We start from the raw sequence: 10,332 nt of genomic DNA, 5'->3' as shown, positions 1-10,332 counted from the left end.
GCAGGATGGCGTTCTTGTCCTCGATGAAGTCGCCCAGGTGGCTGTCTTCCTCGTCGCCGATCGGCGTCTCGAGGCTGATCGGCTCCTTGGCGATCTTCAGGACCTTGCGCACCTTTTCCAGCGGCATGGCCAGCTTTTCGGCCAGCTCTTCCGGAGTCGGCTCACGGCCGATCTCGTGCAGCATCTGGCGCGAGGTGCGGACGATCTTGTTGATCGTCTCGATCATGTGCACCGGGATGCGGATGGTCCGGGCCTGGTCGGCGATCGAGCGGGTGATCGCCTGCCGGATCCACCAGGTGGCGTAGGTCGAGAACTTGTAGCCGCGGCGGTACTCGAACTTATCGACCGCCTTCATCAGGCCGATATTGCCCTCCTGGATCAGGTCCAGGAACTGCAGGCCGCGGTTGGTGTACTTCTTGGCGATGGAGATCACGAGGCGCAGGTTGGCCTCGACCATTTCCTTCTTGGCCTGGCGGGCCTCGCGCTCACCCTTCTGCACGGTCTGGACGATGCGGCGATAGTCGTCGATGGCCACGCCGGTCTCGGTGGCGAGCGCGGCGATCTCGGTGCGGATGTCGCCGATCTGGCCAGCGTCGTTCTCGGTGAACTTGGTCCAGCGGACGCCCAGTTCCTTGACCTTGTCGGTCCAGGCGGGGTCGAGCTCGGCGCCAAAATAGGCCTTGAGGAATTCCACCCGGCTGATGCCGTAGGAATCGGCCAGACGCAGCAGACGGCCTTCCAGGCCCATCAGGCGCTTGTTGATGGCATAGAGCTGCTCAACCAGGGCCTCGATGCGGTTGTTGTTGAGCTTCAGGGTCTTCAGGTGCTGGACGATGACCGTGGTCGCAGCCTCGAAGGCCTTGCGGTCGGAATCGCCCAGGTCCTCGCCGGCCAGCTTCTTGGCGACCAGCTTTTCCTGCAGCCTGCGGAAGGAGTCGAACTCCGAGGCGATGGCGTCGAGGGTTTCCATGACGCCGTCACGAAGCTCGGCCTCCATGGCGCTGATGGTGGGGCCGGCGCCGTCGTCGAAATCGTCGTCGTCGTCGTCGCCCTCGCCTTCGGCCTTGGCCTCGCCGCCTTCGGCGCCCGGCTCGGGCTTGGCCTCGGCGGTTTCCTCGGTCCCGGTGTTCTGGCCGCCATAGGTCTGTTCGAGGTCGATGACCTCGCGCAGCAGGATGCGGCCCGAGGCCAGCTCCTCGCGCCAGACCATGATGGCTTCGAAGGTCAGGGCGCTTTCGCACAGGCCCCGGATCATGGTGTCGCGGCCGGCCTCGATGCGCTTGGCGATGGCGATCTCGCCCTCGCGCGACAAGAGCTCCACCGAACCCATCTCGCGCAGATACATGCGCACGGGGTCGTCGGTGCGGTCGTAGGCCGGCTCCTTGGTCGTCTCGACGACGGCCGTCTCCTCGCGGACCGCGACCTCGCCGCCCTCGGCGTCCTCTTCGGCCTCGACGACGTTGACGCCCATCTCCGACAGCATGGCGAGCGTGTCTTCAATCGCTTCGGAGGTCACCTCTTCAGAGGGCAGGACCTTGTTCAGCTCGTCCATGGTGACGTAGCCGCGGGTCTTGGCCTGCTTGATGAACTTCTTGACCGCGGCGTCCGTCAGGTCGAGCAGCGGACCATCGCTGGTCTGGGCTTCGGTCGTTTCCGCTTCGGCCGTATTGGTGCTCATCGAATTCTCCGGTTCGGTTCCGCCGCCTTATGCAAGGAACGGGCCGATCATGACTAACAGGGGCCGATACGGCCGTATGAGTACGACCCGTGACCGGCTTTAATCGTTCCACTCTCTGGTCGCGCGTCTGAGTGCGTCGCGTTCCCCCTTGAGACGCTCGAAGGCTTCCATATCCGACCGCTCCCGAAGGTTTCCCTTCGAGGCGTCGAGAGCCTTGTCGAGCGACGCCAGCCTGGAAAGGCTGGCGAAGGCTTGCGACCACTGCGAATTCGCGGCTTCGAGGGAGACATCCGGTTTCAAAAAGGGCGCGCCCGATTTCGCAGCGGCCCGGTCGATGTCTGTCAGCAGCGCATTAAACCCGCAGGATCGGAGATGGCGCGTCAGGCTGTCAGAGTCAAGGTGGTCCGACTCAAGACGCAGGCGGATGATTTCCCTCACCATTTCGCAGAGGCCCGGTTCGCCGAAACCTTCGGTTGCGAAAACATCCTCCAGATGGTCGTCCAGAACGGCCGGTCGCGACAGGGCGTAGGCCGCCAGGGCCGCCGGCGCCGGGTCGAGTCCGGCCGCCAGCCGGCCCGCGGCGGCCTTGCCCTGGGCGGTGGGGGGCTGGGCGTCCGCCCAGGCCTCGCCGGGCCCCTTCCAGCGCCCGTTGCGCCGCGCCTGCGGACGCCAGGGCGGGCGGGCGCCTTGGCTGCTCTCGGCCTTGCGGAACAGGCCGTCATAGCGCTCCAGCAGGTCCTGCCGGTAGGCCTGCTGCAGGTCGTTGTCGGCGATGGCGCCCGCGGCCTGCCGCAGCCGGCCTTTCAAGCCGGCCCGCCGCTCCGGCGTATCCAGTGGCTCGAGATCACGTTCGCGTTCGAACAGCGCCTGGGCGAAGGGCGTTGTCGTCGCCAGCTGCTGGCGCAGGGCGACCGGCCCCTGCTCGCGCAGCACGTCGTCGGGGTCCTTGCCCCCCTCGACCAGCGAAAACTGGAAGCTCTTACCGGGCTTGAGGATCGGCAGCGCCCGGTCCATGGCGCGGAAGGCGGCCTGGCGGCCGGCCCGGTCGCCGTCGAAGCACAGGGTCGGTTCGGGGTGCAGCCGCCAGAGCATCTCCATCTGCTCTTCGGTCAGCGCCGTGCCCATGGGCGCGACCGCCGCCACGCCCGCCCGATGACAGGCGATGGCGTCCATATAGCCTTCCACCACCACCAGGGGCGGGGTCTCGCCCGAAGGCGCCGCCCCCAGGATCTTGCGGGCCTCGCCCATGCCGTAGAGCACGTGGCCCTTGTGAAAGACCGAGGTCTCCGGGCCGTTCAGGTACTTGGCGCGGGCCTTGGGATCCATGGCCCGGCCGCCGAAGGAGACGAACCGCCCTCGCCCATCGGCGATGGGGAACATGATCCGGTCGCGGAAGCGGTCATAGGGCGCCCCGCCGTCCTCCGGCGCGATCAGCAGACCGGCCTCCACCAGCTCGCCGGGCCGCGCGCCCTTGGCGACCAGATAATCCTTCAGCGCCGTGCGCCCGCCCGGCGCATAGCCGATGCCAAACCTCGCCCATTCCGCCTCGGGCAGGCCGCGGGCCGCCAGATAGTCCCGCGCCTCGCGGCCCACCGGACGACGCAGCTCGGCCTGGAACCAGGCGCCGGCCTGCTCCAGCCATTCGGCCAGCCCCTGGCGCACCCGGTCGCGCTCGGCCGACTGGGGATCGGGCGCCGGCATGGGCACCCCGGCCTCGGCGGCCAGGCGCTCCACCGCCTCCATGAAGGTCAGGCGCTCGGTCTCCTGCAGGAAGGTGATCAGGTCGCCGTTCTTGCCGGAGGAGAAGTCGAAGAACTGGCCCTTGTCGTCATTGACGAAGAAGGACGGGCTCCGCTCCTTGGTGAAGGGCGAAAGGCCGACGAACTCCCGGCCCTGCTTGCGCAGCTTCACCGTGCGCCCGATCACGTCGGAGGGGCGCAGGCGGGCCTTGATCTCGTCGAGGAACCGTTCATCGAACTTCACCCCTGACATATGCGCCAGGCGCCCGACAAAATCATCAGCCAGCTCAGCTGATACGGTCGAGCCAGGCCGGCAGGTCCGAAATGCTGGCCAGTTCGGCGAACCGGGGATGGCCGGTGGGCGTCTGCGCCATCTCATGGGCCCAGGTCACCGGATAGGGCACGTGAGCGGCCCAGGCGCCGGCCTCCAGGGCCGGCAGGATGTCCGACCGCAGGGAGTTGCCGACCATGGCGCCCTGCGCCGCGCCAGTTCCGTGGCGGGCGAAGACCCGCTCATAGGTCGAGGCGTCCTTCTCGCTGACGATCTCCACGGCGACGAACAGGTCGCCCAGGCCTGAGGCCGCCAGCTTCTGTTCCTGGTGCAGCAGGTCGCCCTTGGTGATCAGCACGAGGCGGTAGTGCTGTGACAGCTCCGCCAGCGCCTGGTCGACACCCGGCAGGGGTTCGACCGGCTCGGTGAGCATGGCCCGGCCCGCCGCCAGGATCTCACGGACGATATGCGGCGGCGCCTCCCCGCCTGTCAGCTCCATGGCCGTCTCGATCATCGAGAGGGTGAAGCCCTTCACGCCGTAGCCGTAGAGGCGAAGATTGCGCCCCTCCACCTCGGCCAGACGCGCGCCCAGGGTGTCGGTGTCGGCTACGTCGGACAGCAGATCGAACAGCCGCGCCTGGGTCAGCCGGAAGATCGTCTCGTTGTGCCAGAGGGTGTCGTCGGCGTCCAAGCCGAGGGTCGTGATGGTCATGGCTCCTGATAGCGCCATCGAAGATGTTTGCGAACCACGCGCCCAGAATCTGACCAGATCCCTGGCCGGCCAAGGAATTCCGGCCCTGGCAGGACTTCGGCAACACTTGGTGGGCTTTGCTCTCCCCGTCAGGCGGGGTTGGAGTTTTTCATGTCAGGGGTGGGGATCGGCGCCGTCGGCCGAGCCATGGTCCGCGCCTTGGATCGGTTGATCGGGGGGCGGGCGCTGCTGCGCGCCCAGGCCGAGGCCAAGGCCGCTCGAGATCGCCTGCGCGCGGCCATCGACGCCTTTCCCGAGGGCGTGGTCTTCCTGGACCGCGAGGGCCGCTACATCCTCTGGAACGATCGCTACGCGGAAATCTATCACCGCTCGGCCGACCTGTTCGCGCCCGGCCGCGCCCTGGCTGAGACCCTGCGCATCGGCGTCGAGCGGGGCGACTATCCCGAGGCTCTTGGCGACGAAGAGGCCTGGCTGGAGGCGCGTCTGGCCACGCTGGCCGATCCCGACGGCGAACGCCTGGAGCAGCAGCTCTCCGACGGCCGCTGGCTGATGGTCGAGGATCGCCGCACCGCCGATGGCGGGCTGATCGGCCTGCGGGTGGACATCACCGAGATGAAGCGGCAGGCCGCCGCCCTCGAAGACGCCCTTGACCGGGAGGCCGCCGCCAGCCGCGCCAAGAGTGAGTTCCTGGCTGATATGAGCCACGAGCTGCGCACGCCTCTGAACGGGGTCATGGCCTGGCCCAGGCCCTGGAGGCCACACCCCTGGACGAGGCGCAGCGGGCCATCGTCAGCGACCTGGTGGAGTCCGGGGCGCGCCTTGAGGCTCTGGTCGGCGGCCTGCTGAAATACGAAACCCACCACGCCCCCCATCCCCAGGCCACGGCGCAGACGGTGGCCGAAGCGGCGGCCTCGGCGCCTGGCGAACTGCGGGTCCTACTGGCGGACGACAACCCAACCAATAGGCGGGTTGTGGAGCTGATGCTCGACGCCGCCGGCATCGAGGTGGTCAGCGTGGAGGACGGCGCCCAGGCTCTGGAGGCCCTGCGCGAACAGGCCTTCGACCTGGTCCTGATGGACCTGCGCATGCCGGTGATGGACGGCTTCGAGGCCATCCGCGCGATCCGCGCCCACGAGGGCGAGACCGACAGGCGCCTGCCGATCATCGTGCTGTCGGCCAATGCCGGGCCTGAGGACCGCGAGGCCAGCGCCCAGGCCGGCGCCGACCGCCACATCGCCAAGCCCATCCGCGCCGAAACCCTGTTCGGCGCCATTTCCGGAGTGCTGGAAGGCTGAACTTTACTCGCCGAAGCCTTCGCCGGGTTCGGCCGGCGCCATGCGGATCAGGCGGGAATCGGCGACCGCGGCGGTGCGGTGGGCGACCAGCACCTGGTATTCGGGATCGCGGACCATGGCGATAAAGGCCCCGGCATTGGGATAGGCGGCGATGAAGGCCAGGTCCCAGGCCTCGTCCTGCGGTCCCGTCAGCGTCACCTGCGGCCGCCCGACCCAGACCTGTGATCCCCCCAGGCGCCTGAAGATCGGCGCGGTGGTCCGGCCATAGGCCTGATAGGCCTGGAGGCCCGTCAGGCCCTTGCCGTGGTCGGGGTGATCCTCGGGATAGGCCGCCAGGGCCCGGAGGCGGACGAGGTTCAGCATGTGGATCGGCTCATCCCGCGGCAGGGCCTTGAACACCCCCCACGCCTCGCGGTCGGGATCGATATGGCCAGGCTGCGACACGGCTTCCCCCTTGCATTTGGTGGTCTTCTGGGTGGAAAGCCTAGTCCGACGCGCTGGCAGGGTCACCTTGCATTGACCCGGGCGGCGGGACTCATTACCTACGCCGCCGTTTGCACGGCGGGCGGGGTTCACCCTGGCCCGCCTTTTTGCAACCATAGCCCGCCCTCAAAGGAGTCCCCCATGACGAGCCAACTTCTCTCCGGCGCGACCGGTGTGCTGGTCCTGGCCGATGGGACCGTCCTGCAGGGGATCGGCGTCGGCGCCACGGGCGACGCCGTCGGCGAGGTCTGCTTCAACACCGCCATGACCGGCTACCAGGAGATCCTCACCGATCCCTCCTATATGGCCCAGATCATCGCCTTCACCTTCCCGCACGTGGGCAATGTGGGGACCAATATCGACGACGTGGAGCAGATGTCCGGCGCGGCCGAGACCTCGGCCCGGGGCGCCATCTTCCGCGGCGTGCCTACAGACCCCGCCAACTGGCGCGCCGACTCCGACCTGGCCGGCTGGATGGCCCGGCGCGGCGTCATCGGCCTGGCCGGCGTCGACACCCGGGCGCTGACCCGCCGCATCCGCGAGCGCGGCATGCCCCACGCGGTGATCGCCCACGATCCGCAGGGCCGCTTCGACCTGGAAGCCCTGGTGGCCAAGGCCAAGGCGTGGAACGGTCTGGTGGGCCTGGACCTCGCCAAGGACGCCTCCTGCCTGCAGCCGTTCACCTTTGGAGAGGGGCTGTGGAACTGGCCCGAGGGCTATGCCCAGCCCGCGCCTGAGGCGAAATACGAGGTCGTCGTCATGGACTACGGCGTCAAACGCAACATCCTGCGCGCCCTGACCAGCGTCGGCGCGCGGGCGAGCGTGGTGCCCGCCTCCACCTCGGCCGAGGACGTGCTGGCGCGCAAGCCGCAGGGGATCCTCCTCTCCAATGGTCCGGGCGATCCTTCGGCCACCGGCGCCTACGCCGTGCCAGAAATTCGCAAGCTGGTAGAGAGCGGCGTGCCGGTCTTCGGCATCTGCCTGGGACACCAGATGCTGTCCCTGGCGCTGGGGGCGCGGACCGTGAAGATGGACCAGGGCCACCACGGGGCCAACCATCCGGTCAAGGACCTGACCACCGGCAAGGTGGAGATCGTTTCCATGAACCACGGCTTTACGGTGGATCGCGACAGCCTGCCGGCGCCCGTGACGGAGACCCATGTCTCCCTGTTCGACGGCACAAACGCCGGGATCGCCCTGAAGGACCGGCCGGTCTTCTCGGTTCAGCACCATCCGGAGGCCTCGCCCGGCCCCACGGATTCCCTCTACCTCTTCGACCGCTTCGCCAAGATGATGGACGATGCTCGCTAGACGGTCAGGTCAGATTTCGCCCAGGGCGCCGACGGCCGCCACAGGGCCGCTGGGGCCCGCCTGAGGCGACCCGCCCAAGGGCTCGACCGACACCGCCAGCTGGGAACCCTCGTGGGCCATCTGGGACAGGGAGGCGTCGAGCGGCATGGTCTTGGCCACGCCTGGCTCCACCATGCCCAGCGACCGAGGCACGCCGTCCTCCGACGGGATCAGCCACAGCTGGTGCACATGCAGGGGATCGGTCCCCGGCGGCACCAGCGAGGTGATGATCAGGGCCTGACGCTGGGGATCGTAGGAGGCCACGAAAAGGGCCTGGCCGCCCTCGGTGCTCAGGCTGGCGTTCAGCATAGGCGGCGGCGCAGTCGCGGGCGCAGGGATGACCACCGGCGGGCGGCTGCCCAGATAGACGGCGGCCATCAGGCTGGCGGCGGCCAGGCCCATGGCCCCGACAGTGGCGCCGCGCCAGAAGGCCAGACGCCGCGCCAGTTGCGGATTGTTGTCATTGACCGGCAATGCGCGCTCGATCCGCGGCCAGACCTCGTCGGGGGGGGCCACGGCGGAGACTTCGCTGGCCAGGGGACCCAGGCGCACGCGCCAGGCGTCAACGGCCTGGGCGAAGCTGGCGTCGCTGGCCATGCGGCGCTCGGCGGCGGCCCGCTCGGGCGCGGTCAGGACGCCCAGGGCGTGTTCGGCGGCCAGGGCTTCCGGCTCAGCCATTTCAGGACCCGCGTCGCTCATGGCTCCAGGCACCCTTTCAGCTTCATCAGCCCCCGCCGGATCCAGCTCTTGACCGTCCCGAGCGGCGTATCCAGTCGCTGGGCCAGGGCCTCATAGGTGACGCCTTCAAAAAAGGCCGTGCGGATCGCCTTCTCTGTCCGCTCGTCAAGCTCGGAGAGACAGCGCTGCAGGGCGCCGGCGCGCTCGGCCGATTCCAGCAGGGCGGTGGCGCTGGGCGCCCCGTCGGCGATCTCCATCTCGTCGATCTGCTCGGCGCGCGCCAGGGGGCCGCGGGCGCGCAGGCGGTCGATGGCCCGGTTGCGGGCGATCGTCGAAATCCAGGTCATGACGCTGGCCCGGCTCGCGTCGAACCGGTCGGCCCGACGCCAGATGGTGACATAGACCTCCTGCAACACATCCTCACTCTCATCCTTGTCGGAGAGGATACGCAGGCAGACGCCGAATAGCTTCGAGGAGGTGGCCTGGTAAAGTTGTCGCAGGGCGTCGCGGTCGCCCGCGGCCACCTGGGTCATGAGAGCTGAAAGGTCGTCGGCGGTCACAGCGGGCACGGCGGCTCTTGGGTTCAGCGGATATGAGAATCTGCGCCCGCCCAACCTGCCCACCTGTTCGGGCCGGGGCAAGACTGTTGGGCTTGTGGGCGGACAGGCCGCAAGACGATCAGAAGTCGGTGGACGGCGCCTGTTCGATCAGCAGAACCTCGGCGGGCTCCACGCCCATGGCGCGGCCCGTGTGCCATTGGCCGGCCGACTCCACGGCGAATTCGCCGGCCAGGATTTCCTGCTCGTCCCCGGTGACCAGGTTGGAGACCTGCAGGCGGCCCGACTTCACATAGATGTAACGCAGCGCCGTGCGGGCGTTGTCGGGCAGGCTCTCTCCGGGCGCCAGGGTCGCCTGGACCACGGTCATGCGGACCTTTTCGCCCTCGATGGGATCTTCAGTCTGCGGCAGGGCGAGCGTCATGGCCGCCGGAGCGCGGGCGTCAAACGCCGGGGGCTGGCCGGGCGCAGCGACGGCCAGGGCGGGAACCACCAGGAGCGCGGCGCACACAGCAAGGGTTAATTTTCTCATAATGATCCTCCCTCGTCCTGCCGTAGCACGCAGGGCGCCAAGCTCGCTAACCAATTTGGCGCAGGTCTGGCGCCGAGAGAGCAACGCGCCAGACGCCGTTGTGGTCCATCAGAGACGACGAGGAGCAATGACAGTCTCGAGGGGCCGCAGCCCCCGGCCAGGTGGGGATTCAACTTGCGGTTCCATCGCGTTTCGGCCACTCTGGGTATGTCAATCTCGCAAGGGCACGGTCGAACTCTCCAGCCTTATCCGGCCCCGGATTTGCTCTCCCGAACCCCCATCGATGCTTGATCCCCCGCGATGAAGATTGCGGGTGGCTGACCGACCTCCAAGGACTGATACTCTCCATGTCTACCGGCACCGTAAAATGGTTCAACGGCCAAAAGGGCTTTGGCTTCATTACGCCTGATGAAGGCGGCCCGGACGTCTTCGTTCACATCTCGGCGGTCGAGCGCGCCGGGCTGCGGACCCTGAATGAGGGCGACAAGATCACCTTCGAACTCGAGCGCGACCGCCGCAGTGGCAAGATGGCCGCCTCCAACCTGCAGGTCTAAGCGCCACAAGCCCGCGGGCTTTCAAAGCACGGGACTTCCCTGGGGCCGGCGCGAAAGCGTCGGCCCCTTTGCGTTGCAGGTCCGGCATGGCCCGCCGTGCACGGCCATTAACGGTGGCCGCAAAGGTCGCGCTTGCGCACCCCCGACTCCCTCTCTAAACGGGCGACTTAACCTGCATTCTGACCGGTGTCGGGCGCGCTGATGTGCGCGGCCGTCCTTGCGCGCGGAAGAAACATGCCCAAACGCTCCGACATCTCCTCGATCCTCATCATCGGCGCCGGCCCGATCGTCATCGGCCAGGCCTGCGAATTCGACTATTCCGGCGTCCAGGCCTGCAAGGCCCTGCGGGCCGAGGGCTATCGGATCATCCTGGTCAATTCGAACCCGGCCACGATCATGACCGACCCGGACGTGGCCGATGCGACCTATATCGAGCCCATCACCCCGGAGATGGTCGAGAAGATCATCGCCAAGGAGCGCCCC

General features: G+C 68.0%; 12 protein-coding genes. 5 read left to right on the top strand and 7 right to left on the bottom strand.

Annotated features, from left to right (window positions below):
* The 3 genes from rpoD to Q7S93_RS15270 form a co-directional block, all read right to left on the bottom strand.
* A partial coding sequence (gene rpoD, locus Q7S93_RS15280) for an RNA polymerase sigma factor RpoD (protein ID WP_304714802.1) occupies nucleotides 1–1,678 on the bottom strand: 1,678 nt, incomplete at its 3' end.
* A gap of 99 nt (nucleotides 1,679–1,777) precedes the next feature.
* Complete coding sequence (gene dnaG / locus Q7S93_RS15275) at nucleotides 1,778–3,661, bottom strand: DNA primase (protein ID WP_304714804.1); 1,884 nt, start codon at nucleotides 3,659–3,661, stop codon at nucleotides 1,778–1,780.
* Nucleotides 3,662–3,704: 43 nt separating this feature from the next.
* The gene (locus Q7S93_RS15270) at nucleotides 3,705–4,400 is read right to left on the bottom strand and encodes an HAD family hydrolase (RefSeq protein ID WP_304714801.1); all 696 of its coding nucleotides are present in this window, start codon (nucleotides 4,398–4,400) and stop codon (nucleotides 3,705–3,707) included.
* Nucleotides 4,401–4,550: 150 nt separating this feature from the next.
* Here Q7S93_RS15270 and Q7S93_RS15265 point away from each other — a divergent pair, with 150 nt between their 5' ends.
* Both Q7S93_RS15265 and Q7S93_RS15260 read left to right on the top strand, forming a co-directional pair.
* Nucleotides 4,551–5,246 (top strand): PAS-domain containing protein, encoded by a 696-nt coding sequence (locus Q7S93_RS15265; RefSeq protein WP_304714800.1) that lies wholly within the window; start codon nucleotides 4,551–4,553, stop codon nucleotides 5,244–5,246.
* Nucleotides 5,201–5,695 (top strand): response regulator, encoded by a 495-nt coding sequence (locus Q7S93_RS15260; protein WP_304714799.1) that lies wholly within the window; start codon nucleotides 5,201–5,203, stop codon nucleotides 5,693–5,695. Before Q7S93_RS15265 ends, Q7S93_RS15260 begins: the two co-directional genes overlap by 46 nt.
* A 3-nt stretch (nucleotides 5,696–5,698) precedes the next feature.
* Here Q7S93_RS15260 and Q7S93_RS15255 read toward each other — a convergent pair whose 3' ends face one another.
* Nucleotides 5,699–6,139, bottom strand: coding sequence for a DUF1330 domain-containing protein (locus Q7S93_RS15255; protein WP_304714798.1), 441 nt, complete (start codon nucleotides 6,137–6,139; stop codon nucleotides 5,699–5,701).
* A 180-nt stretch (nucleotides 6,140–6,319) separates the two neighbouring features.
* On the opposite strand from Q7S93_RS15255, the gene carA reads away from it, so the two are divergent.
* Nucleotides 6,320–7,489 (top strand): glutamine-hydrolyzing carbamoyl-phosphate synthase small subunit, encoded by a 1,170-nt coding sequence (gene carA, locus Q7S93_RS15250; protein ID WP_304714797.1) that lies wholly within the window; start codon nucleotides 6,320–6,322, stop codon nucleotides 7,487–7,489.
* A 9-nt stretch (nucleotides 7,490–7,498) separates the two neighbouring features.
* On the opposite strand, the gene Q7S93_RS15245 is transcribed toward carA, so the two are convergent.
* The 3 genes from Q7S93_RS15245 to Q7S93_RS15235 form a co-directional block, all read right to left on the bottom strand.
* The gene (locus tag Q7S93_RS15245) at nucleotides 7,499–8,227 is read right to left on the bottom strand and encodes an anti-sigma factor (protein WP_304714795.1); all 729 of its coding nucleotides are present in this window, start codon (nucleotides 8,225–8,227) and stop codon (nucleotides 7,499–7,501) included.
* Nucleotides 8,224–8,775, bottom strand: a complete 552-nt coding sequence (locus Q7S93_RS15240; RefSeq protein WP_304714794.1) for a sigma-70 family RNA polymerase sigma factor — start codon at nucleotides 8,773–8,775, stop codon at nucleotides 8,224–8,226. The genes Q7S93_RS15245 and Q7S93_RS15240 overlap by 4 nt, the downstream gene beginning before the upstream one ends.
* 109 nt (nucleotides 8,776–8,884) lie before the next feature.
* The gene (locus Q7S93_RS15235) at nucleotides 8,885–9,295 is read right to left on the bottom strand and encodes a cupin domain-containing protein (protein ID WP_304714793.1); all 411 of its coding nucleotides are present in this window, start codon (nucleotides 9,293–9,295) and stop codon (nucleotides 8,885–8,887) included.
* 347 nt (nucleotides 9,296–9,642) lie between these two features.
* On the opposite strand from Q7S93_RS15235, the gene Q7S93_RS15230 reads away from it, so the two are divergent.
* Both Q7S93_RS15230 and Q7S93_RS15225 read left to right on the top strand, forming a co-directional pair.
* Nucleotides 9,643–9,849 carry a cold-shock protein gene (locus Q7S93_RS15230; RefSeq protein WP_293322384.1) on the top strand — a complete coding sequence of 69 codons (207 nt, stop codon included), beginning with the start codon at nucleotides 9,643–9,645 and terminating at the stop codon, nucleotides 9,847–9,849.
* A 234-nt stretch (nucleotides 9,850–10,083) separates the two neighbouring features.
* A partial coding sequence (locus Q7S93_RS15225) for a hypothetical protein (RefSeq protein ID WP_304714792.1) occupies nucleotides 10,084–10,332 on the top strand: 249 nt, incomplete at its 3' end.

The organism is Phenylobacterium sp., from assembly GCF_030646615.1.
GTDB lineage: Bacteria > Pseudomonadota > Alphaproteobacteria > Caulobacterales > Caulobacteraceae > Phenylobacterium.
This window is presented reverse-complemented; position numbering and strand designations above follow the sequence as displayed.

Bases quoted from the DNA above. Each gene is read 5' to 3' on its own strand.
- Q7S93_RS15270 (WP_304714801.1), bottom strand. From the start codon at position 4,400: ATGACCATCACGACCCTCGGCTTGGACGCCGACGACACCCTCTGGCAC.
- Q7S93_RS15265 (WP_304714800.1), top strand. From the start codon at position 4,551: ATGTCAGGGGTGGGGATCGGCGCCGTCGGCCGAGCCATGGTCCGCGCC.
- carA (WP_304714797.1), top strand. From the start codon at position 6,320: ATGACGAGCCAACTTCTCTCCGGCGCGACCGGTGTGCTGGTCCTGGCC.
- Q7S93_RS15245 (WP_304714795.1), bottom strand. From the start codon at position 8,227: ATGAGCGACGCGGGTCCTGAAATGGCTGAGCCGGAAGCCCTGGCCGCC.
- Q7S93_RS15235 (WP_304714793.1), bottom strand. From the start codon at position 9,295: ATGAGAAAATTAACCCTTGCTGTGTGCGCCGCGCTCCTGGTGGTTCCC.
- Q7S93_RS15230 (WP_293322384.1), top strand. From the start codon at position 9,643: ATGTCTACCGGCACCGTAAAATGGTTCAACGGCCAAAAGGGCTTTGGC.